Here is a 23,726-nt window from a genome sequence, read left to right on the forward strand (position 1 = left end):
TTTATTACGTTCAAACTTAGCCTTAGCCATGAGTTCTTCCTTTTTAAGCTACTCATGTAGGGTCGCTACATGAGCATTTGGTTTTTAACTATGAATTAGTTTGGGCTTATAGTAATCGAAAGATTACTCGTCGTCACCTTTTTTACCACCATTTTGGAATTTAGAAATGATGCCTTCAGCCACGTTACGTGGAGTTTCAGCATATTTAGCAAATTCCATAGAGTATGTCGCACGACCTTGAGACATAGAACGCATTTGAGTCGCGTAACCAAACATCTCAGCAAGTGGAACTTCAGCACGAATTGCTTTAGTACCACCAGGTAAATCGTCCATACCTTGAACCATACCACGACGACGGTTTAAGTCACCCATGATATCGCCCATGTAATCTTCTGGAGTTTCTACTTCAACTTTCATGATAGGTTCAAGGAGGATAGGATCCGCTTTCATGAAACCATCACGGAAGGCATAAGAACCTGCCATTTTGAACGATAATTCGTCAGAGTCGACATCATGGTAAGAACCATCAAATAATGTCGCTTTAATACCCACAACAGGGTAACCAGCCAAGACACCATTCTTCATACGTTCTTGAATACCTTTGTCAACCGCACCAAAGAATTCTTTAGGTACTACACCACCAACAACTTCTTCAGCGAATTCGTAGTCTTTCTCAGCATCTTCAGGAAGCGGTTCAAGACGTACGTATACGTGACCGAATTTACCTTTACCACCAGTTTGACGAACGAATTTACCTTCTTGTTCAACCGATTTTTTGATCGTTTCACGGTAAGAAACCATTGGTTTACCAATGTTCGCTTCTACACCGAATTCACGCTTCATACGGTCAACAATGATGTCAAGGTGAAGTTCACCCATACCTGCAATAATTGTTTGACCAGATTCTTCGTCTGTGCGTACACGGAACGATGGATCTTCTTTCGCCAAACGACCTAAAGCAACTGACATTTTTTCTTGGTCAGCTTTAGTTTTAGGTTCAACTGCAAGTGCAATTACTGGCTCTGGGAATTCCATACGCTCTAGTGTAATTACGTGATTTTCATCACATAATGTATCACCAGTCGTTGTATCTTTAAGACCTACACACGCTGCGATATCACCTGCACGAATTTCTTCGATGTCGTGACGATCGTTAGCATGCATCTGTACGATACGACCAATACGCTCACGTTTCATTTTCACTGGGTTGTAAACAGGGCTACCTGCTTGAAGAACACCAGAGTAAACACGTACGAACGTTAAGTTACCTACGAATTTGTCGTTCATGATTTTGAACGCTAACGCAGAGAACGGTGCTTCATCAGACGCTTCACGAGAACCTTCAGTTTCGTCTTTGTCGTCAAGAATACCTTTGATCGCTTCAACGTCAGTTGGTGCAGGTAAGAATTCAATTACAGCATCCAACATACGTTGAACACCTTTGTTTTTGAATGCAGAACCACACATCATTGGCTGAATTTCATTCGCCAAAGTACGTGTACGTAGACCGCCAACAATCTCTTCTTTAGTTAGTTCGCCTTCTTCTAGGTATTTATCCATGAGTTCTTCTGATGCTTCAGCAGCAGCTTCAACCATGTTAGTACGCCATTCTTGCGCTAATTCAACCAATTCAGCTGGGATCTCACCGTATTCAAACTTCATACCTTGAGATTCTTCATCCCAGATAATCGCTTTCATTTCGATAAGGTCAACAACACCTTGGAAGTTTTCTTCTGCACCAATTGGAACAACGATAGGCACTGGATTTGCACCTAAACGAGTTTTCATTTGCTCAACAGCACGGAAGAAGTTCGCACCAGTACGGTCCATTTTGTTAACGAACGCAATACGTGGCACTTTATATTTGTTTGCTTGACGCCATACTGTTTCAGACTGAGGTTGTACACCACCTACAGCACAGTAAACCATGCACGCACCGTCAAGAACACGCATAGAACGTTCTACTTCGATTGTGAAGTCAACGTGTCCCGGTGTGTCAATAACGTTAATACGGTGTTGGTCGAACTGGTTGCCCATACCTGACCAGAAGCATGTTACTGCTGCTGAAGTAATGGTAATACCACGTTCTTGTTCTTGTTCCATCCAGTCAGTAGTCGCAGAACCTTCGTGAGTTTCACCAAGTTTGTGGCTTTGACCTGTATAGAACAAAATACGTTCTGAAGTCGTTGTTTTACCAGCATCAATGTGTGCAGAGATACCAATGTTACGATAACGAGAAATTGGGGTTTGACGAGCCATGATTTCTTGCATTCCTAAATTTTGTTGTTTAAAACAGGACGCATCAATAAAATTATTGATGCGTACGGATACTCAATACGTTTTGGGGCAACTCAAATACCCGCAAATCCCCCACTTTGGTAGAGGGCGATGTTAAATCGAGCTGCTGTCCGCATGAGTATTCTCCTGATTAGGGACTGTTTTAACCGCTTAGAAGCGGTAGTGAGAGAAGGCTTTGTTAGCTTCAGCCATACGATGCACATCTTCACGTTTTTTGATCGCTGCGCCTTTACCTTCAGCTGCATCAAGCAACTCGCCAGCAAGACGTAACGCCATAGTTTTTTCAGAACGCTTAGCAGCAGCATCTACTAACCAACGCATAGCCAAGGCAGTACGACGGGATGGGCGTACTTCCATAGGTACTTGGTATGTAGCACCACCAACACGGCGTGCTTTTACTTCGACCATAGGACGAACTTTTTCAAGAGTAGTCTCGAAAAATTCAACTGGGTCTACTTTGTTTTTTTCTTGAACGCGATCTAAAGCACCGTAAACGATACTTTCAGCAATAGATTTTTTACCATCTTGCATTACGTGGTTCATGAATTTAGCGATTGTTTGGCTACTGAACTTAGGATCCGGAAGGATTTCACGAGCAGCGACTACGCGACGTCTTGGCATTTTAAACTACCTATAAATATGACACTTCAGGTTTATCCAGCATGAGTACAAAGTGTCATGTACTATTCGCTGGCCTTACTACACGTCGCTTGAATTTCACAAAATAAATGCAGAAATCAGACAAGCGAGACGATAAAGGATTGCGGTTCTATAATCTTAAGCTTTAATTCTTAACGAATTATTTCTTAGGACGTTTAGTACCGTATTTTGAACGAGACTGGTTACGATCTTTAACACCAGCACAGTCCAAAGAACCACGAACGGTATGGTAACGTACACCTGGTAAGTCTTTAACACGACCACCACGGATAAGAACAACACTGTGCTCTTGTAGGTTATGACCTTCACCACCGATATAGCTAGAAACTTCGAAACCTGAAGTTAAGCGAACACGGCAAACTTTACGCATTGCTGAGTTAGGTTTTTTAGGTGTAGTTGTATAAACACGTGTACAAACACCACGACGTTGTGGACAAGCCTTCAACGCAGGAACTTTAGATTTTTCAACTAAAGTTGTACGACCCTTACGGATCAACTGATTTGTTGTTGCCATATGGCAATTCTCCCGTTAATAAAAAGCCTCAAAAAAATACCACTTTTTGAGGGCATGCAATTGTAAGCCAAGACGTAAAAATGGTCAATATTCAACGTACTGTCAAATATCGACCATTCCAACCTTATAGAATAAATCTGATTCTATTTATTCAGCTTTATTTTCCGTGTTTTCCAATGATTTATCAGAAGTTTTTGCTGTATTTCCTAGGTTTTCTTTGGCTTTTGCAGGAGTGCGCCTTTTTGTTACAGTTTTTGCGCTTGTTGAAGTTTTAGCCACTGAAACCGTTTTATCTGCACCTTCAGCTTTCGGTTCAACTTTTTGAGTCGTACGTCTTGCTCTTGTAGTCGTAGTTTTGGCTTTTGGCGCGGTCTTAGACTGAGCATTATTTTCAGAAGGATTTTCAGTAGGTTGTACAACTTCCTTTTTAACCTTTACAGGAGTTTTAGGCTGAGCTTTACTTTCAACTGGTTGAACTGTTTCTTCAACAAGCTTTGTCACTTGGGGCTTTTCTTCAACGTCTACAGACGATTTAGTTTCAGACTGTGGTTCAGCTTCAATTTCTTTTAACAATAATGGCGCTGTTTCAGAAATACTTTGCGTTGACTTTTCGTATGCTTCTAAAGCATCTATATTTTCATCAGGATGTGCCAATAAATATTGTCGAGCACCTGAAAAAATAATTTCTGCTTTATCTGTTGCATCATCCACCAATTTCCAACTATATACTGCACTTACGCCCATCGTCGCTAAAGGTGTTAAACGCGAGAGTAAAGTAAAATGTGGCAGATTATTCATCCACGAAAGCTTGAATGAACCATCGTCATTGGCAACCCAACGCTTTAAAACATCAATGTCATTTCCAGAACCCAGCAACTGCTGTAACTGACTGACATTATGTGTTTCTAATACCCCAACAAAAGTACGAATTGCCGCCAACAACGCTTGTTTTTCAGCAACAGTTGCCAAATCAATTTCTTTAAAAATATATTCGACAATGGCTTGATCTTTGATATTCAGCTCGAAACCATAAGCACGACCTGTATGGTAAATACTACGTAGTGCCAGTGCTAAAGATGTTGGAACATCAATAATCGCTCCCACACCTCCTACAGCACCAGATAATGCCCCTTGAATCACAGCAATCAGTTTATTTTGATTTGCCAATGCCGTACTGATCCGCAAAGAACGCTCAGGATCTTTTACCAATTCTGATAAATCTTTCGCACCCACCTCTTTCAGTAATGCCTCAACAGAAGTTAACTCGGATACAAAATCATTGAGCTTATCAAAGATAAAATCTGACAATTTGTCATTAAGGTCAGGTGAGATAAATGAAGCGACATGATTAATTTTTTTATAATGCTTACCCAATAACTTTCCTGTCACTGTTGGTAAATGTTCACGCATCATTTGTTGAGGATTTTCATATTTTTTGCGTTCAAGGTTATTTTTTTCTTTTGCAGAACCCTGAATCACTGAGTCCTGTTGTGGGCTTTGAGTCAATTTACTCACTGTGCCTGGTGCAACATGACTCAATACATCAAAGCCGATTGTTGTCATTTTTTTTGCAACATTTAAAGCATTCGAAATTAAACTGCGCTGTTGTTTATTCTTTGAATCAGACATATTTCTGCTCACCCACTTATATTTTTAAACTTAATCATCATAATGACATAGATCTTTTACTTTAATCGGTTTCGATTCTGTTAAAAAGCCAAAATCTTGATTTTATTTTTAAATATGATCATTACCATCACATATAATTACTCTATATTAGAACATACGATCATATAAAAAATTCAGTTCTCTATGATTTCACCCTGATCATAATACAACCAAAAGGTAATACAATAATGACTAAGAAATTTCACCTAGATAAAACTCAGATTCGCCCACTCGCTACAGGTTATGGCGCTTGTATTGCAACAGATATGATTACTGTAGAGGGTAAATCTGTGGGCTATATGGTCAGAGAGTTTCCACATCCTGATCATCCAGAAGACAGTGGTTGGCTTTTTACGAGTGGAGAAGAATCCCAAGACTATATGGACGATGCAAATCATCATGGTGTTTACGATGTAAATACGATTGCCAATTATTGTCCTGAAATTATTGCCCTACTCGATGCACCACCACAGAGTGCTTTTGCACGCAATCCAGTAACTGGGAAACTCGAACAAATCGACTATGAAGAACCTTTGGACTAAACCCAAATCATTTTTCAAATCAAATGCTGTGATGTATTAATCTATAAGATATTCGTCATTTACTCACTTTAAGTACATTATCCAATGGATGTTTTTGCCTAACTTTTCATGGAATCTCATCACATCAAAAGTTCATCAAAACCTGTCATAACACTAAGTACTACCATGCATTACAACATTTTTAAGATCAACTGAAGCCTATTTAAACGTTATTGATGAATCAATATCTTTCGCCATTGCGATTGAAAAGCAAAACCGTTTAAATGGGCTCCATTCTATCCCTATTTATAAATAAAGGACTTTGCATGAACCGTCGCGTTGTAATTACGGGTATGGGTATTAATTCTTGTATTGGGAATACCCTAGCAGATGTAACACATTCTTTACAAAATGGTATTTCTGGTACTCGCCATAATCCAACTTATGAAGAATTAAATTTCAAAAGCCATGTCAGTGCTGCTGCTGAACAAGATTTTGATGGCATCGACCGTAAACTCAAACGTTTCATGGGCGTGTGTGCAATGTATGCCTATAACTCTGCATTGGCAGCAGTTGAGCATGCAGGCTTAACACCTGAGCAACTTGGCGGTAATCCACGTTATGGCATCGCTGGCGGTTCAGGTGGTAACTCAACTGCTTCTGTTGCTGAAATGATTAAGTTACTTGAAGAAAAAGGCGCTCGTAAAATTGGTCCTTTCTTCGTACCACGTAATATGTCAAATACCATTACCGCAAACGTCGGTGTGGCATTTAAATTACAAGGTGTAGCACACTCGATTACCAGCGCTTGCGCAACATCTGCCGATGCAATTGGTTATGCCTACAACCTGATTCAATTGGGTAAACAAGATTTAATGCTTGCGGGCGGTGGTGAAGAAGATCACTGGTCACAAAGCTTATTGTTTGATGCGATGGGTGCATTGTGTTCTAAATATAATGAAACACCTGAATCTGCTTCACGTCCATACTCTGCGGATCGTGACGGTTTCGTGATCGCAGGTGGTGGTGGTTTCGTGGTACTTGAATCACTTGAGCATGCTCAAGCACGTGGTGCAAACATTCTTGCTGAAGTTGTAGCTTATGCGGCTAACTCTGACGGTGCGGATATGGTTGCGCCATCTGGTGAAGGCGCAACACGTTGTATCTTGATGGCACTTGAAGAAGCAAAACAACATGGCGTAGAAAAAATTGACTATGTAAATACACATGGTACATCTACACCTGCTGGTGATATTACAGAACTTCATGCAATGGGTCGCGCATTCGGTGAAGGCAATGTTCCTGCTTTGAGTTCTACTAAATCAATGACAGGTCATAGCTTGGGTGCTGCGGGTGTACAAGAAGCGATTTATTCTGTACTGATGATGCAAAATGACTTTATCGCGCCAAACATCAACGTGACTGAACTTGATGAAGGTGCAAAAGCTTATGATGTTGTACTTGAAAAACGTGACACAAAATTGAATACTGTGATGAGTAACAGTTTCGGTTTTGGCGGTGTTAATGCTTGCCTCATTTTCAAAAAATGGGAAGGCTAATTTAAGAAATTTTGATCATTCGCTGTTTGAACAGTGAATGATCAACTTCTTCCACACTGCCCTTTAAAGGGTAAATTGATGGATGCTCCTTCAGAAGCTTTCCTTTGGGTCAAAGCACTTCATATTATCGCAGTAGTCTGTTGGTTTGCTGCATTGTTCTATCTCCCCCGCCTATATGTCTACCATGCCATGAGTGATGATGCTATCAGCCATCAACGCTTTGAAGTCATGGAGCGTAAGTTGTATCGTGGCATCATGTGGCCTGCGATGGTCGCAACACTCATCACAGCTCATTTCCTCGTCGATTGGGGTGATGCAACCCGACATTATCATGAAGCCTTGTGGTTTTATCTCAAAGTTGCTTTGGTTGGTCTTCTGGTGATTTACCATTTTGTTTGTGGCTATTATCGTAAAAAATTGATTGGTAATGCGCATTATAAATCACATAAATTCTGGCGTTTTTTCAATGAAATGCCGACACTCATTTTAGTTGCAGTGATTATTTTAGTCGTGGTTAAACCGACTTTTTAGATGATGACTGTCAGATGTTAAAGCCTCCACATGGAGGCTTTTTATTTACACAAAAGAATGATTTATTCTTTCCAATATTTGATTTTTTACTGATTCGGTAATTCCAAGCATTGAGTCTATTTGTATCCAACGATTTTTTAAATTACTGGGTAGTTCATTTAAACTTTTATCATCATCAAGAATTAAAAATTCAGCAGTGCTATTCTTTAAAAACCATTCTTCAATTTCAACATTTCTATTCTTAAGGTCGATTGCTTTTTTTGCGTCATTTATTTTTGATATTTTATCAACATTTATTCCTCTTAATTCAAAAATTTGATTCCATTCTGTTAAGTTGTAATTAATTCTATGAGTAGTTGTCAAAATGATTTCTGGATTTATTTTATCAATAATTTCAATGAGGTATTTTTGAGCATGTTCATTGAATTTATAAAAATTGTCTTCCAGAAATTCTGGTTTTTTCCAAGAAGGAGAAGTTTATAAAACTCCATCAATATCAAGAAGTAAAATCATTATAAAAATAAATACTTGTTAGTTTTCAATTGCTACCTACTATAACATGATCGAAATTCATTACGTTTAAAATCGAATGAATTTCTTTCGAATCCAACCATTCAACGGCGTTGAATAATACTTTTCAATCGCCCAGCTTAAGATAAAGACCAGAACAAAATAAATCGGTAAGAGCATCAACTTTTCAGCAGGCAAGGTTTCTTTAGGGAAATAAAGCACTTTAAACAAACCGAGAATAATCAGATGGAACAGATACATTTCATAACTGCGCTGACCAATCCACACCAATTTTTTTGCAAAGAAGGATTGTGCATGAGCCTTTGGATTCTGTGCAAAGCAGAACATCAAAATAGCAGACAATAATGCAAATGCACTGATGCTCCATGTACTGACTTCTTTGATTGGCGCATAGAAATACAATGCAATCATTAAGGCTGAAACAATGCCAATGATCAGATTTTTATGGGGCAATGTACCTGAATACTTTTGAACGATGAGTGCCGTTATACAGCCAATCGCAATACCATCAAAACTTGAAAAATAATGATAGAGATATGCCCCACTTTCTTCACCAAAATGCAAAGAACGGAAATACGGTGCATAACAAATCACTGCAAGCAGAAAGAGAATGAAACCTTTACCGCGACCTAAAAATAAACAAAGAATCGGAAAAGCCACATAGAACACTTCTTCCACAGACAGTGACCACAACACACCCAGTGCATAATTGACCCAGCCATTTTCAATGATCAGGATATTCATCCAGAAGGTAAATGCTGAAAATACGGTCAATCCATAAGACACTTCAATATCATTCGGTGCTTGATTCATGAAAGGCTTTAGACCAAAACTACCTAACACCGTGACCATTGCCACCAGTAAAACCAGACAGGGAATGATCCGTGCAATACGGCGTATATAGAAATCTTTGAGATTGATCTGTGCTAAAGAAGAACTGCGTTGTAAAGTATGTTGTGTGATCAAAAAACCCGAGATCACAAAGAACATGGTGACACCATAATTACCATTTCGAGCGATCAGCGTACTCAGGCTTTCACCAAAAACCTGTATCCCTAAAAAGGTATCGTGCAATTTATATGGAATATTGAAATGGTGAATCAACACCAGAAGTATGGAAATACCACGTAACACATCTATTTTATAATTTCGCATAATGCTCGTATTCGTTTTAACTGCGAGTATTAAAATAGATTTTTTAAGTGATTGATAATAATTTGTGAAGGCTTTGCAATTCAAATTGTGAGGAAATGTTCAGGAGATAACATTTCGGTATCTCCTGATATTGTATAAAAAGAATGATTTACTGGAGTTTATTACGCTTTTTCATACGTGGTTTATACAGTAGCTGATAAGTCACTGCGAGGATAATCACCCAAAGTGGACTGATCATCAGCGCTCTTAAAGTATCAGGCTCTAAACTCAGAATCACCAAAGTGAATGCAAGGAAAATCAGCACCACATACGACATCCATACGCCACCCGGCATTTTAAAGTTTGATTTTTCATGCAGCTCTGGACGCAATTTACGATAGCGGATATAACACACCATGATTATGCTCCAGATACTGATAAATAAAATCACACACAATGAAGTTGCCAAAGTGAATGCTTCAAGTGTATTTGGAACAAAATACTGCAATGCCGCGCCTGCCATGATGAAACTACAGGAGAACAATAACCCTTTTGCAGGAACAGCACGTTTAGATAGTTCTGCTAATTTTTCAGGTGCCTGACCTTCTTTTGCCAGACCAAAGAGCATACGACTGGTTGAGAACACACCGCTGTTCATGGACGACATGACTGAAGACAACACCACCAGATTCATGATAATCGCAGCTGAGGCAATACCTGCATGCATAAACAAGGTCACGAATGGACTTTGATCAGCAGGAATCTGATTCCACGGCGTCACTGACATTACGATGAATAATGCTAATACATAGAACAAAATGATTCGTGTAGGGATCGCATTGACTGCTTTCGGTAGGTTTTTCTCAGGATCTTTAGTTTCAGCTGCCATAGTCCCGATCAGTTCAACCCCAACAAAGGCGAATAAAGCAATCTGGAAACCTGCGAGGAAACCACTGCCACCTTGCGGGAACATACCGCCATGCGACCAGACATTGCTGAAACTTGCCACTGAACCGCTTGGCGCCTGGAAATGGCTGAACACCATAAAGCCACCAATCAAAATCAAACCAATAATGGCGAGAATTTTGATCAAGGCAAACCAGAACTCAATTTCACCAAACAGTTTCACGGTCAGCAAGTTAATACCCAAAACCAGTAAAACACAGCCTGCGCTGATCATGGCTTGTCCCATGGGGGTAAATGCCGTTCCCTCGGGCAGCCAGAAATTCAGATAATTAATAATGGCAGCAAGGTCAGCAATCCCGACCAGAATCCAGCCGAGCCAGTATGACCAGCCAATATAATAACCAGCACCTGGACCGATCAGGTCATGTGCCATGTCGATAAAAGATTTGTAATGGAGATTTGAAAGTAGAATTTCACCCAATGCGCGCATCAGGAAAAAGAACATTGCACCAATGATCATGTAAATGATCAGAATAGATGGACCAGCGAGGGAAATAGTTTTCCCAGATCCCATAAATAAACCTGTACCAATCGCACCACCAATCGCAATCAACTGCAAATGACGGTTGGAAAGTTTCCGTTGTAGCTCATGTGGCGACGATTGTGCGTCATCTGGATGGCTTGAAGTTGTCATAAAAATATCCTTTTTGACATTTCTTTCAGATCAAACCCGCTTTTGGCGTCAGAACATCCTCGTTCCTGTGTTTGATCCAGACCGACTGAGCACTATGGGTGACATAGCGCTGAGTCGAATTACATTTATAAAAAATTAAGCCTGCGCAGCTGTGACTGCAATTTCAATCAACCAGTTTGGATTGACTAAGTCTGCTTGAATCGTTGCACGCGCAGGGGTTACGCAACCTTTTAACCAATCGATCCAGACAGTATTAAAGGTCTGGAAATCAGAAAGGTTCTTAATATATACATGTGCAGACAGTAAGCGAGATTTATCAGTATTTGCTGAAGCCAATAGCTGATCAATCGTTGCTAAAATATCCAAAGTCTGCCCTGTAATATCGGCATCGGTATTTTTAGGAACCTGTCCTGATAAATACACAACTTTATTGAATATTGTCACAGCACTCATCACTTCTGTGCTGTTGATCTTTTGTATATCGCTATGCTGAGTCATTGTGACTTCCTTTTTTCAATTAATGATTTACTAAAAAAATGCATTCTCAATGCGTATTTTTAAATTTTAATTTTCAATCATGAACGGGACACGAGCGGTCACACCACACATCAGTTCATAACCGACTGTGCCTGAACTTGCTGCCACATCATCAATAGGCAACACCACGCCATTAGAAGATTTGCCCCACAACACCACTTCACTGCCGACTTCCGCTGTAGGAATATGGGTTAAATCCACAGCCAACATATCCATGCTGACGCGACCGATGGTTTTAGTCAGAACATCATTGACTAAAATCGGGGCATCCATGGAAATACGCTGATAACCATCTGCATAACCACATGCCACAATACCAATCTTCATCGTTTCTGTTGCAGTGAATTTAGAGCCATAACCCACAGTTTGCTCCGCTTGAATATCCTGAATTGCAAGAATTTCACTGCGTAAGCTCATGGTCGGTTTGAGATTCCAGTCATGAATGGAATGGGTTGGGAAATCTGGCGAACTACCATAGAGCATAATGCCACTACGCACAGTATTGGATAGAAGCTGTTGAGAATGTCTTAAAATGGCTGCGCTGTTGGATACGGTATGATCTCCAGGAAGATCACGAACCGTTTCGTCAAACACTCCATATTGATAATCAATACCGGACTGTCCAAGACGCTCACCATCTGCATCTGAAAAATGCATCATGTGGGTAATAGATTTGATATTGTTAAGTTGATTCAACTTTTCCCAAGCAGCACGATATTGTTCAGGTGGAAAGCCTAAACGGTTCATCCCACTGTTCATTTTCAAATACACATCAAACTGTGCAGGCTGTGAAAACTCAGCCAACCACTCAATCTGATGTGTATTGTGAATGGTAAAACTGAGATTCAAATCCAGACAGATCTGTAAATCCTGCGCTGAAAAAATACCTTCCAAAAGCAGAATTTCACCAGTCCAACCTAACTGTCTAAGTCGTTTAGCTTCATCTAAATCCAGTAATGCAAAACCATCAGCTGATTTAAATGCGTCATAAACACGTTCAACACCATGTCCATAGGCATTGGCTTTCACCACTGCGAATACTTTACTTTGCGGTGCGTATTGCTTGGCAATATTCAGGTTATGTTGCAGTGCATCCTGATGAATCACTGCACAAATCGGTCTAGGCATTTTATTCGTCCCTGAATAAGTTGAAGATGGTCGTGAATATCAATTAAGCAGCGTGCGGATAGCGTTTGATTGATAAACCTTCAGTACTGATGTCTGTTTTATGGTTCAGGACTAAATCACTGATCAGTTTTCCTGAACCACATGCCATCGTCCAGCCGAGTGTGCCATGACCTGTATTGAGGAACAGATTTTTAAAGCGTGTCGCACCGATAATTGGCGTACTGTCAGGAGTCATTGGGCGTAAACCTGTCCAGAATGAAGCCTGAGCCAAGTCACCACCTGGGAATAAATCTTGTGTGACCATTTCCAAAGTTCCACGACGGTCTGTATTTAAACCGTGGTTAAAACCACTCAGTTCTGCCATCCCACCAACACGGATACGCTCATCAAAACGCGTGATCGCAATTTTATAAGTTTCATCTAAAACAGTTGATTGTGGTGCATAGTTAGCATCAACAATAGGAATAGTCAGTGAATAGCCTTTGACTGGATAAACAGGTAAGTTCAATTCAAGTGGTTTTAAGAAGTCACGGGAATAGCTACCAAAAGCCAGTACATAACGGTCTGCTGTCAATACTTCACCATTGACCACGACACCTTTAATTTCACCACCTTCAACCACTAATTTTTCTACATTTTGGTTGAATTTAAACTCAACGCCTAAATCTTTAGCCAAGTTTGCCAAGGCATTGGTAAATAAATAACAGTCACCTGTTTCATCATTTGGTAAATGTAAACCACCGACCAGTTTGTCTTTAGCATGTGCTAAAGCCGGTTCAACTTTGGCTAAATCATCTTTGAGTAATAACTCATGTGGAACACCACACTCTTGAAGTACTGCAATATCACGTTGCACCATTTCAAGCTGTGCTTCATTACGGAAAACTTGTAGCGTTCCTTTTGAACGGTTTTCGTAACTGATGCCTGTATCTTTTCTAAGCTCACGTAAACAATCACGGCTGTACTCTGCCACACGGGTCATACGTTCTTTGTTGATGGCATAGCTTTCTGCATTGCAGTTTTTCAGCATTTGCGCCATCCACTGAAGTTGCCACATGCTGCCATCAATATTGATTGCTAACGGTGCATGATGCTGAAACATCCATTTTACGGCTTTGAATGGAATACCTGGCGCAGCCCACGGTGTCGAGTATCCAGGTGAAATTTGCCCTGCATTACCAAAGCTTGTTTCTTCTGCTGGACCTGTTTGGCGATCTAAAACTGTAACTTCAGCTCCCTGCTGTGCGAGGTAATATGCACTTGCGACACCAATCACACCACTACCCAATACGATTACACGCATTTCTTATCCTTTACGCATTTACTAGTTTATTTTGCTAGTATATTTTCAGTTTAATAGTTTATTTCACTGTTTTTATCGCTATAATTTAGGTGTTTTAATTTTTTGTCGTGAAAATTGACTAAAAAAAGGAAATAGTTGATGCGCAAATTAGACCGTACAGATCGGATGATTTTAGAAATTCTACAAAATGAAGGTCGCATTGCCATCAGCGAATTGGCTGCTCGGGTCAGTTTATCAACGACACCTTGCTCAGAACGTGTAAAACGATTGGAACGTGACGGTGTAATTATGGGCTACCATGCACGGCTCAATCCGAAACATTTGGATCGTAATCTATTGGTTTTTTTAGAAATTAGTTTGTCAGCAAAGTCTGGTGATGTTTTTGAGCAAGTTGCCAAAGATTTAATGGAAATTCCCGAAGTACAAGAATGTCATTTGATCTCAGGTGATTTCGATTATTTGGTCAAAGCACGACTGAAAGAAATGACGGCTTATCGTCGCTTATTGGGTGACTTACTCAAGAAACTCCCATCTTCTGCGTCATCTCATAGTTATATTGTGATGGAAGAAATTAAGGAAAGTTTGTATTTGGATGTGGAGTAAGGATTACTCTTAAATTAATTATAAATAGTTTTTTACAATAATTTAAAAATTATGAGTACTATCGCGTTAGGCGACATGAGAAGCAATATTAAAGACAGATGGAGAAATTACATTATTCCCCATCCATCTCATTCAATGTTTTAAAACAGAATGTTATAGCAATCTAATTAAAAAAGCTGACTGAAAAATTTAACAATAGTTGTGATCATGGTAAAAAAGGCTGTACCTAACCCAATCAATGCAACTTTATTTTCAGTTAGTTTTAAACTACTAGATTGTTGATTATTTTGTTCATTACTGTTTTTAGGCTTTCGCTTCTTTTTCCGGTTAGCCATGAGAATACTCCAATAAGAGTGAATATGTGGCTGCACGAATGAGATATGACAGTAATGATTCCCAAACGTGCAAAGTTAACAAGTTGGGTCATTGGAAGTGCCTTTAAGCAGAAATAGAAAGATTTTTTTGAATGGAGAAATTACGAGTGGAAGAAAAAATAATAGTTTCAGTAACCTGCTTTAATTTTTTGAATATTGATATTGCTTCAGATGCCATAGTAAGTTTTAAAGCATTCTTAAGCGTAAAAGTTAACAGTTTGTTATTTAGAAAACGAGTAAATTCCCAAAAATTAATTTCTTGTAATTCTTGAAACTTTTCCTTCATTGAGTGAAGGGTTGAAGCTAACTCATCCTCAGAATCATTTAATACGGAAAATATTTTATCTACATAGTCAATAGCATCCCCTATATACATACCTGGTCTTCTACGAACAGTATCTAAACCTCTTAGAACTTTAAGAGAAATACATTCAATGGTAGATTTATGTAATTTAGTATTACGACTAGCCTTATAGGATAACCAAGCTTCCTTGTAACTTCGTGGTGGTGGATGAATCTTATTGCTCTCATTCCAGTCGATAATAACCATTAGACTATTCTCTATCTTAGGTTTAATTTTATATAAATATTGTAAAACAATTTAAAAGTCAAAACATTTATTTAAAAAACACTATATATAGTATATATGATAATAAAATTACACTAGATATTGACAAATATAAAATATGGATATCTCATATGATTATTCTGTAGCATAAGTTGGATAAATTATATCTAAGCTTCATTTATATTTTCCTTTTAGCTCGATTTAGCGCAACCAATTTCACTACATGGCAATCTCAATAGATATAAGAATGAATAGACGAACTTAAGATTCGTCTATTCTCACAAAACATCAAACCAAACTCAACAAATCAGAAAACTTAGCAATTCTCGCTTTCGGCTGTGCTTCATCCAGTTCTTCTTTTGAACCATAGCCATATTCAACGGCAATGGTTTCAATGCCATTTTTACGTGCGCCAAAAATATCATGCTCACGGTCACCGACCATCAAACACTCTACAGGGTTTAACTGTTCTTTCTCTAAAATATAAGTAATAAGTTCGCCCTTATTGGTACGCTCACCCGTCAGTTCACTGCCGTAGGGATAGTCGAAGTATTTGAGTAAATCAAAATGATCCAAAATTTGACGTGCATAGATTTCGGGTTTAGCCGTGGCTAAAAATAGACGATAACCTTTATTTTTCAATGATTCCAATGTCGAAGCGACATCATCAAACACATGGTTTTCATACAAACCTGTTACTGCAAAACGCTCACGATAACCCAACAAAGCTTGTTCTGCCAAATCATCATTCACATCGACATTCAACAATTTTGCCAAAGACGCTTTTAATGGAGGGCCAATAATCCAGTCAATATTTTCACTGTCAGGAATCGGATGACCCACTTTATTCAGTCCATAACGTGCAGAGGTGGTAATCCCCTCTTTTGGATCGGTCAAAGTTCCGTCTAAATCAATCAAAATATTTTTAAGCACAGATTTACCTTTTACTAAATGCGAGTGATGCAAAATTACAGTCGAGAGTTTTGCTAAAGTTGCCTATACTAACTCAAATTTGTGAATTTAAGGACATCATCGTGCGCCCTACTGTATTGTGTTTTTCAGGTCTTGATCCATCAGGTGGCGCAGGTTTGCAAGCAGATATTGAAGCCATTGGTCAAAGTGGCGCACATGCAGCCATCGCTTGTACTGCCCTCACTGTTCAAAACTCGCAACAAGTTTTTGGTTTTGAAGCAACTTCTAAAGAATTACTCCTTGCACAAGCCAATGCTGTGGTGAAAGATTTACCGATTAAAGCGATCAAATCAGGCATGTTAGGGACTACCGATAATATTGCAGCCTTGGCTGAGTTTTTACGTGAACATTCAGATTATCTCTATGTGCTTGATCCTGTTTTAGTTGCCAATAGTGGCGGTTCATTGGGCAATCAAGAGACGCTTGTAAAAGCCTTTGTAGAACTGATTCCTTTGGCAACCGTACTCACGCCAAATACGGTTGAACTTCGTGCGTTAACAGGTGAACAAGATCTTGATAAAGCCACAGAAAAACTGTTTACAATGGGTGCTAAAGCAGTTTTAGTTAAAGGTGGACATGAAGATACTCCTGACTATATCCGCAATGCACTTTATGTGAATGGTGAAATGGTTTCCGAAACCAAATGCCCGCGTTTAGAGGGTGAATATCACGGTTCAGGCTGTTCATTGGCAAGTTTTATTGCAGGTCGATTAGCTTTGGGTGATTCATTAGCTGTTGCTGTGAATCATGCAGAAGCGTGGTTATTTGGTGTATTAAAAAAAGCGGAAACACCTGTGGAAGGTGGTCAAAAAATTCCAAAGCGGTTTTGAGTTGAATTGCTTTTAATCCCTCATCCCAACCTTCTCCCAAAGGGAGAAGGAGCTTTCATTATTAACTGATGTTACGTAGTAATATCAAAATTGAAAATTACACCTCGATAAAAGTAGATACGCGATAACGTCATCCGCAACGTGTTTGAGGCAGGACTACATCTGTAAGTTAACGTTTCTGCGATATATCAATCAAAAGATGGTCACCGACGAGTTTTGCGGATGACAATGGTTTTGCCTACTTTTTCCGAAAAAAAAGTAGGTCGAGCCGAAGGCTAATCCCTAAATCAAAACTTTTGATGCAAGACCCCGTCAAGTAAACTTCAAAACAGTTTAATATGATGCTTTACATTTGAATGTGCGTAACATCAGTTATTAATTTTTCAATCACTTATACAAATACAAAAATCAAAGCCCCCTCATCTTTCGCTATTTGTCTCATAACACTTTCAAAATTAGAGTAATTACTCTAAAATATTTTTATCCACGATTCAAAGCTGATCACAGCGAATAAAAAGTTGCAAAGACAAAGTTAAGATTAAAATAAATGGAAAGGAATGACTGATGAATTACCCACAATATCAAGATGATCTGAATAAACTATTAGAGTCTGAAATCTTTGGTGAAGCTGTTTTTCTTACTGCTGCCAAACATTCGAAATTAGATGAACATAAGCAAAAATGGTTGGCTTTGGCAGCTTTAGAAACTCAAACCCTTGAGCGCTTTCAGGCATTTTTAAAACAGAATAACTTAAAAGCCACATCTCGTTTACATATCAAAACTCAAGGTAGTGCTACAGGTTTTGCATTGGCTAAAATGCCGTGGAAATTGGCGATGTTTTTACTCAAAGATGGCACACAACCTTTTATGCAAGCCTTTGAACGCTTATGCAAACATGCAGATCAGGATACTCAGATGTTTTTTGAATATGTGCTGAATCATGAAAAAAGTATTTATGAGTTTGCAGATAAAGAGTTGAAAAAGCAAAAGACCACGTCATTGGACAAAGTCAAATATTTGCTTGATTAAGAAGTAGCTTCTTAATCTCTAAGCTAGTTTTAATCAAACGGTTTTATCTGCATGACTGTCTTTCAAATTCTGTACATGCTGACGATTGGTTTTCCAAGACTTTTCCAACACTTCTTTTTCGATTCTGAGCTGAATACGTTTCAGTTTTGTTGATGGAATCACTTCTTCTTGAAAGCCTTTGACATAATCTGTCCAAGCTGCGCCACGAAAAATATTGCTCGGCATTTGTGTTTTAAACTCACAATCAGGCATAAAAACCACGACTGAATGAATCAACGCAGGATCAACAATATCAGCCAAAATATTTTCTAAAACCTTTTGATGTTTATAGTTTTGATGCAATGGATTTTGGAATTTATAAGAATTTTTATAAATTTTCTGTGTCCATGTTTTCTGACGCTCACCACCAAAAATCCAACCTTTGTAATTCTTGGTTTCAACCACAAAAATACCATACGGACTCAGTAAAATATGGTCGATTTGTGTGGTCTGATTTTGTTCATCTGGCAAAGTACAGTCATTCAGCAACGTGTATTTCACTTTATCCAGATACAATTTCACATGTGCGCTGACAGCAAACTCGCCCATTTTCCCTTTTAAAAAAGGTTTAAATGCTTTGATTGCTCCAATAATCAAGAATAACGGAATCATCCACCACAATTGTGAAAATAGTGGCGCTAAGATTTGTGATGTATTCATTTAAAATTTTAATATTATCAATAAGTAATTATATTTTATTGTAATTTCTCAATTTTTAAAAGAATATCCTTATTTTCCAAGCCACCTGCAAAACCCACTAACTTGCCATTTGCACCAACAACCCGATGACACGGCGCAATGATCGAGATCGGATTTTTACCATTGGCAGCACCCACCGCACGAACCGCTTTGACATTACCAACCTGTTCTGCAATCTGTTTATAACTACGGGTTTCACCAAAAGGAATGGTCAACAACGCTTGCCAAACTTTTTGCTGAAACTCAGTGCCCTCAAAATCTAAAGGCAAATCAAAAACCTGACGTTGCCCTGCAAAATATTCATTCAACTGCCTTTGCGTTTCGAGCAAAACTGAATGTTGTGTATTTTCAATCAACTCTGCCAAACGAACACGATTGGGATTTTCATTTTCCCAAAGCACAGCGACCAAAGCAGTTTCAGTCGCCACAAGCTTAAGCTGACCAACAGGAGAAGCCATTTTCATAAAAGACAGTTTCATCGACTTCTCCTTAAAAAAATTCATATTAAGATGATGAGAGTTTCATCAATATTAACCCAGAAATGATTAAAACCGCAGCCAACATACGCATTGCAGATGCAGGCTCACCTAAGAAAAATATCCCGACTGCAAATGACCCAATCGCACCAATGCCTGTCCATACGGTATATGCTGTGCCGAGTGGCAATGTTTTCATGGCATAGGACAATAATGCAAAACTTGCGATCATAAAAATAATGGTCAAAATACTTGGTGTCAGTTTGCTGAAACCATCAGACACTTTCATGCAGTATGCCCAAACCACTTCCAACAAACCTGCAACGATCAATAATGCCCAAGCCATAATTTATTCCTTACATACGAAAAACAGTAAGGCGAATAATTCAACCTTACTGTCCAAAATTAATTAACATTTAAACTTATGAAGATGAGAGTTTCATCAATACCAGACCTGAAATGATCAGAACCGCAGCAAGCATACGCATGGCAGAGGTTGGTTCGCCTAAAACAAAGATCCCGACCAAAAATGAACCAATCGCGCCGATTCCCGTCCAGATGGTATAGGCAGTCCCCAATGGCAATGTCTTCATCGCATACGCTAAAAGACCGAAGCTTAAGATCATGAAAAATATGGTGATAATGCTCGGTGTGAGCTTAGTGAAACCCTCGGACATTTTCATGGTATATGCCCAAACGATTTCAAAGACACCTGCAAAAATAAGAACGATCCAAGCCATGACGACCTCCAAATTTTAATTAGAGTCAGGTCGTCCTGACGATTTTTCTTGGTGCAGTTTTTAGAAATAAAGCACTAAGGGAGGTCGTTCCTCCGCTGAATGATTAAATACTAACTTATTTTGCGACATATTTGGGCATGATTTACAAAACTTGACCCAAAATACACCTATAAAAATTAGGGCTTTAATGATAAAAGCCCTAAAATAGTTCATTATTTAAAACATCAAAGTTCGGGTTTAAAACTTAAACCTGACCCCTGCACCATAAAGCCAACCCTTTTCAGAATCGCTTTCCACTTGCCACGGCGTTGCATCATTACCTTTTGAATATTCATAAGCAATATCAATATACGGCATGACTTTTTTACTGATCTCATAACGGGTTTCAATACCTGCTGTCACGCCACTCAGACCTGATTTTTTGGCATATTTAGACTCGTCTGAAAATACGACATCGACATTCAAATACGGTTGAAAAATCAACTTCTGCATCAGCAATAAATCACGTTCAGTTTCCAGACTAAAGCCTGAATAATTGTCCTCACCTACATAGAGATAAGCATCTGTTTCAAAGAAATATGGTGCCATACCATGCAAGCCAATCACACCATCCAGCTTTTCTTCGGTATCAGTACTGCGCTGATCACGTTCAACTTTTTCCACACGATAGCGTGCACCGATCTGCACATCCCAAAAGTCCGAAATCATACGACTGTAGAGCATTTTAAAGTCATATTCAGCATCGTGTGATTCATGCTTATCGATATGTGCTTTCAGGAAAATCTTGTTTTCATCTGTCCCGATGCGGGTTTCAATTTCAGATTTTAAAGCACCCTCGCCATCTTCATTCAGCAACCATTTGTTATCCACGGTGGTTATCGCATAGATCTGCGCGCCATGTTCTTTGCGATGATCATGCCCTTGATGGGCAGTGTGATCTGTAGCTGAAACTGTATTTTGCTGTTGCTGATGTTGTGAATGATCCATTGCGCCATGATTCATAGATGCGTGATTCATATTTTCATGATTCATCTGTGAATGGCTCATCTGTGAATGGTTCATTTTGGAATGATCCATTTCAGGCATCGCTGTCGTTTGGGTTTCAGTCGATGGATCTGAATGATGCCCCTCATGTGCCACAGCCCAAGCACTGACTAAAAATAACAAAGTTGCCAATACTGTTTTTGGAAATAACTTAGTGATGTGCATGATTATCTCCTTTTAAGTCTTGGTTTTTCGAATCAGTTGAGCCTTTTTGATCCGCTTGATTTTTAGGTTGAGCTGTTTGGCAGTGCGCTGAATGTTCAGCATGGTTCATATGCGCATGCTCACCTTGATGATGCTGTGTACATTCTGCTTCTGACATGGTTGCATGACTCATCGCATGACCTTGTGGCATTTGCTGATTTGACATTTGATGGTTAGACATTTGCTGATGTTCAGCATGTTGCTGTTGCATATCATGTGTATGTCCTTCATGTGCCATCGTCCAGGCACTGATTAAAAATACCGAACTTAGCAATACAGCTTTTGAAAATAACTTAGTGATGTGCATGTTGATCTCCTTGCTGTACTGCATTGCTGTTTTTATCTGCATTACTTGTTTGGCTATTTGAAGCATTTTTTTGAATTGGTGTCGTGGTCGTTTCACCCTCTGAAACATTGGCAACGATCAGTTTATTCATCATACCTGCGCTCATGTGATACAGCAGATGACAGTGAATCGCCCATTCACCCAATTCATCCGCAGTGAGTAGTGCCGTCACGGTTTTTGCAGGTGGCACAACGATGGTGTGTTTGTTCGGCATATCCACCGCAGGTTGACCATTTTCCAGTTGCATAAACATGCCATGTAAATGCATCGGATGCGCCATCATACTGTCATTGATAAATTTGATTCGGATACGCTCGCCATATTTCACTTTTAATGGCTCTGCATCGCTGAATTTTTTACCATTAATTGTCCAAATATAACGTTCCATCGTACCGCCCAAACGAACAACCAATTCACTTGTCGCTTCACGGGTATCAGACTGTGGGGTTAATGATTTTAAATCACTGTACTGCAGGGCTTTATCACCTTGTGGCGTTGCAGCATTTGCCCAACCTTCTACAACTGTATCTGACTTTTTCGCTGTTTTTGCTGCAGGCATTTGATGTTGTGAATGATCCATTGTGGCGTGATCAGCAGTTTGCGTATTCGCATGATTACCTGCTTCCTGATGCATAGTCGAGTGATCCATGCCTTGCATCGCACCATGATTCATCTTTGAATGATCCATACCTGCATGCTCACCACCATGCCCCATATCATCCATGGTTAAAATGGCACGAGGGCGTGCTTGTGGCATGTGAATACCATGCGATTGCGGTGTCAATTCATTGTACAATGTGCCAATCGCAAAACCTGAACGGTCAATCGACTCGGCTTCGATCTGATAATGCCCTGTCTTCGGCTCAACCACGACATCGTAGGTTTCTGCTGTACCAATACGGAACTCATCCACAGGTACAGGTTTCACAGGTTGACCATCTGCACCGACCACTGTCATTTTCAGGTTCGGAATGCGCACATCAAAGAACGACATTGCAGAGGCATTGATAAAACGTAGACGCATTTTTTCATTCGGCTTAAACATACCTGCCCAGTTCTGCTCAGGCGTTTTACCATTGATCAGGAAGGTATAACCCGTAACATCAGACATGTCAGTTTTTAACATACGCATCTGATTCCACATTTTGCGATCAGACCAAGTGGCTTTTAAACCATCACGTTTCACCTGTTTCCATACATCGCCCAATGTTTCACGCTGATCCTGATAATATTCAGCGGAAATTTTCAGGTCTTTTTGAATCTGGTCACTGGTTTTTTCATGGAAATCCGACAGCATCACTACATAGTCACGCTCAGTTTTTTCATGCTCAGCAAGTGGTTTCTTGTCCTTTGGATAAATCACCAAAGCACCGTATAAACCGTCCTGTTCCTGACCTTTGGAATGGGCGTGATACCAGTAAGTTCCGCTTTGACGCACTTTGAATTTATAGACAAAATCGCCTTTCGGTTTAATGCCATTAAAACCGTTAAAGCCTGGTACGCCATCCATCAAGCCAGGTAATAACAGACCGTGCCAATGAATTGAAGAATCCTGATTTTTTAAATTGTTATGTACATGAATGACTGCATCATCACCTTCCTCAAATTCGAGTAAAGGCGCAGGAAACTGACCATTTACAGTAATACGTTTTAGAGATTTACCTGTGACATTGACCATTCCTTCATCAATGGTCAGATGATATTCCTTGACTGCTGCAAAGCCCCAAGTAGACGAGAATAAAGCTATCGCAACCACGATGCCTTTTGAAAATTGAATAGACATAACTCAACCTTAATTTCTGAATTTATTTAAAAAAA

The 23,726-nt window shown here is 39.4% G+C and carries 25 protein-coding genes and 1 pseudogene; 6 read left to right on the plus strand and 20 right to left on the minus strand.

Annotated features, from left to right (window positions below):
* Positions 1-123 precede the first annotated feature (123 nt).
* From fusA to EXE09_RS10475, 4 genes are all read right to left on the minus strand, one after another.
* On the minus strand, positions 124-2,259 hold the full coding sequence (fusA, locus tag EXE09_RS10460; protein ID WP_087553715.1) for an elongation factor G: 2,136 nt from the start codon (positions 2,257-2,259) through the stop codon (positions 124-126).
* A gap of 189 nt (positions 2,260-2,448) precedes the next feature.
* Positions 2,449-2,919 (minus strand): 30S ribosomal protein S7, encoded by a 471-nt coding sequence (rpsG, locus tag EXE09_RS10465; protein ID WP_004655203.1) that lies wholly within the window; start codon positions 2,917-2,919, stop codon positions 2,449-2,451.
* Positions 2,920-3,097: 178 nt separating this feature from the next.
* Entirely contained in the window at positions 3,098-3,472 is a 375-nt protein-coding gene (gene rpsL / locus EXE09_RS10470; RefSeq protein WP_002050319.1) for a 30S ribosomal protein S12, read from the minus strand.
* 147 nt (positions 3,473-3,619) lie between these two features.
* Positions 3,620-5,101, minus strand: coding sequence for an EcsC family protein (locus EXE09_RS10475; protein WP_130117234.1), 1,482 nt, complete (start codon positions 5,099-5,101; stop codon positions 3,620-3,622).
* Positions 5,102-5,328: 227 nt separating this feature from the next.
* Here EXE09_RS10475 and EXE09_RS10480 point away from each other — a divergent pair, with 227 nt between their 5' ends.
* The 3 genes from EXE09_RS10480 (at position 5,329) to hemJ (ending at position 7,751) form a co-directional block, all read left to right on the plus strand.
* The gene (locus EXE09_RS10480; protein ID WP_130117235.1) at positions 5,329-5,682 is read left to right on the plus strand and encodes a DUF2185 domain-containing protein; all 354 of its coding nucleotides are present in this window, start codon (positions 5,329-5,331) and stop codon (positions 5,680-5,682) included.
* Between the two features lie 305 nt (positions 5,683-5,987).
* Positions 5,988-7,220 (plus strand): beta-ketoacyl synthase N-terminal-like domain-containing protein, encoded by a 1,233-nt coding sequence (locus EXE09_RS10485; RefSeq protein ID WP_130113941.1) that lies wholly within the window; start codon positions 5,988-5,990, stop codon positions 7,218-7,220.
* 78 nt (positions 7,221-7,298) lie between these two features.
* Positions 7,299-7,751 carry a protoporphyrinogen oxidase HemJ gene (hemJ, locus tag EXE09_RS10490; protein ID WP_130117236.1) on the plus strand — a complete coding sequence of 151 codons (453 nt, stop codon included), beginning with the start codon at positions 7,299-7,301 and terminating at the stop codon, positions 7,749-7,751.
* Positions 7,752-7,796: 45 nt separating this feature from the next.
* On the opposite strand, the pseudogene EXE09_RS10495 reads toward hemJ, so the two are convergent.
* From EXE09_RS10495 to EXE09_RS10520, 6 genes and pseudogenes are all read right to left on the minus strand, one after another.
* A pseudogene (locus tag EXE09_RS10495) lies at positions 7,797-8,210 on the minus strand (HAD domain-containing protein); the annotation flags it as partial.
* 120 nt (positions 8,211-8,330) lie between these two features.
* Positions 8,331-9,437 carry an acyltransferase family protein gene (locus tag EXE09_RS10500; protein WP_130117237.1) on the minus strand — a complete coding sequence of 369 codons (1,107 nt, stop codon included), beginning with the start codon at positions 9,435-9,437 and terminating at the stop codon, positions 8,331-8,333.
* 148 nt (positions 9,438-9,585) lie between these two features.
* Positions 9,586-11,016, minus strand: a complete 1,431-nt coding sequence (locus EXE09_RS10505) for an amino acid permease (protein ID WP_130117238.1) — start codon at positions 11,014-11,016, stop codon at positions 9,586-9,588.
* Between the two features lie 135 nt (positions 11,017-11,151).
* Positions 11,152-11,514 (minus strand): RidA family protein, encoded by a 363-nt coding sequence (locus EXE09_RS10510; RefSeq protein WP_130117239.1) that lies wholly within the window; start codon positions 11,512-11,514, stop codon positions 11,152-11,154.
* Between the two features lie 66 nt (positions 11,515-11,580).
* Positions 11,581-12,681: an alanine racemase gene (alr, locus tag EXE09_RS10515; protein ID WP_130117240.1), complete on the minus strand. Its 1,101-nt coding sequence runs from the start codon at positions 12,679-12,681 to the stop codon at positions 11,581-11,583.
* Between the two features lie 43 nt (positions 12,682-12,724).
* Complete coding sequence (locus tag EXE09_RS10520) at positions 12,725-13,984, minus strand: D-amino acid dehydrogenase (RefSeq protein ID WP_130117241.1); 1,260 nt, start codon at positions 13,982-13,984, stop codon at positions 12,725-12,727.
* A 138-nt stretch (positions 13,985-14,122) separates the two neighbouring features.
* On the opposite strand from EXE09_RS10520, the gene EXE09_RS10525 reads away from it, so the two are divergent.
* Entirely contained in the window at positions 14,123-14,587 is a 465-nt protein-coding gene (locus EXE09_RS10525) for an Lrp/AsnC ligand binding domain-containing protein (protein ID WP_130117242.1), read from the plus strand.
* A 167-nt stretch (positions 14,588-14,754) separates the two neighbouring features.
* On the opposite strand, the gene EXE09_RS18805 is transcribed toward EXE09_RS10525, so the two are convergent.
* The 3 genes from EXE09_RS18805 to EXE09_RS10535 all read right to left on the minus strand — a co-directional run bounded on the left by EXE09_RS18805 (position 14,755) and on the right by EXE09_RS10535 (position 16,462).
* Positions 14,755-14,922: a hypothetical protein gene (locus EXE09_RS18805; RefSeq protein ID WP_165382055.1), complete on the minus strand. Its 168-nt coding sequence runs from the start codon at positions 14,920-14,922 to the stop codon at positions 14,755-14,757.
* A gap of 103 nt (positions 14,923-15,025) precedes the next feature.
* Positions 15,026-15,511 carry a hypothetical protein gene (locus EXE09_RS10530; RefSeq protein WP_130117243.1) on the minus strand — a complete coding sequence of 162 codons (486 nt, stop codon included), beginning with the start codon at positions 15,509-15,511 and terminating at the stop codon, positions 15,026-15,028.
* A gap of 306 nt (positions 15,512-15,817) precedes the next feature.
* Positions 15,818-16,462 carry an HAD-IA family hydrolase gene (locus EXE09_RS10535; protein ID WP_130117244.1) on the minus strand — a complete coding sequence of 215 codons (645 nt, stop codon included), beginning with the start codon at positions 16,460-16,462 and terminating at the stop codon, positions 15,818-15,820.
* 101 nt (positions 16,463-16,563) lie between these two features.
* Between EXE09_RS10535 and EXE09_RS10540 the strand changes: the two genes are divergently transcribed.
* Positions 16,564-17,331 (plus strand): hydroxymethylpyrimidine/phosphomethylpyrimidine kinase, encoded by a 768-nt coding sequence (locus EXE09_RS10540; RefSeq protein ID WP_130117245.1) that lies wholly within the window; start codon positions 16,564-16,566, stop codon positions 17,329-17,331.
* A 564-nt stretch (positions 17,332-17,895) separates the two neighbouring features.
* Positions 17,896-18,360: a hypothetical protein gene (locus tag EXE09_RS10545; protein ID WP_130117246.1), complete on the plus strand. Its 465-nt coding sequence runs from the start codon at positions 17,896-17,898 to the stop codon at positions 18,358-18,360.
* 33 nt (positions 18,361-18,393) lie between these two features.
* On the opposite strand, the gene EXE09_RS10550 is transcribed toward EXE09_RS10545, so the two are convergent.
* The 7 genes from EXE09_RS10550 to EXE09_RS10580 all read right to left on the minus strand — a co-directional run bounded on the left by EXE09_RS10550 (position 18,394) and on the right by EXE09_RS10580 (position 23,691).
* Positions 18,394-19,059: a nuclease-related domain-containing protein gene (locus tag EXE09_RS10550; protein ID WP_130117247.1), complete on the minus strand. Its 666-nt coding sequence runs from the start codon at positions 19,057-19,059 to the stop codon at positions 18,394-18,396.
* 35 nt (positions 19,060-19,094) lie between these two features.
* Positions 19,095-19,577 carry a methylated-DNA--[protein]-cysteine S-methyltransferase gene (locus EXE09_RS10555; protein ID WP_130117248.1) on the minus strand — a complete coding sequence of 161 codons (483 nt, stop codon included), beginning with the start codon at positions 19,575-19,577 and terminating at the stop codon, positions 19,095-19,097.
* Positions 19,578-19,602: 25 nt separating this feature from the next.
* Positions 19,603-19,920: a quaternary ammonium compound efflux SMR transporter SugE gene (sugE, locus tag EXE09_RS10560; protein ID WP_130117249.1), complete on the minus strand. Its 318-nt coding sequence runs from the start codon at positions 19,918-19,920 to the stop codon at positions 19,603-19,605.
* A 76-nt stretch (positions 19,921-19,996) separates the two neighbouring features.
* Entirely contained in the window at positions 19,997-20,314 is a 318-nt protein-coding gene (gene sugE / locus EXE09_RS10565) for a quaternary ammonium compound efflux SMR transporter SugE (protein WP_087553691.1), read from the minus strand.
* 237 nt (positions 20,315-20,551) lie between these two features.
* Complete coding sequence (locus EXE09_RS10570; protein ID WP_130117250.1) at positions 20,552-21,523, minus strand: copper resistance protein B; 972 nt, start codon at positions 21,521-21,523, stop codon at positions 20,552-20,554.
* Positions 21,510-21,869, minus strand: a complete 360-nt coding sequence (locus EXE09_RS10575) for a hypothetical protein (protein WP_130117251.1) — start codon at positions 21,867-21,869, stop codon at positions 21,510-21,512. The genes EXE09_RS10570 and EXE09_RS10575 overlap by 14 nt, the downstream gene beginning before the upstream one ends.
* Positions 21,856-23,691, minus strand: a complete 1,836-nt coding sequence (locus EXE09_RS10580) for a copper resistance system multicopper oxidase (RefSeq protein ID WP_130117252.1) — start codon at positions 23,689-23,691, stop codon at positions 21,856-21,858. Before EXE09_RS10580 ends, EXE09_RS10575 begins: the two co-directional genes overlap by 14 nt.
* Positions 23,692-23,726 lie beyond the last annotated feature (35 nt).

The organism is Acinetobacter sp. WCHAc060025 (assembly GCF_004209355.1).
GTDB classification, from domain to species: domain Bacteria; phylum Pseudomonadota; class Gammaproteobacteria; order Pseudomonadales; family Moraxellaceae; genus Acinetobacter; species Acinetobacter wuhouensis.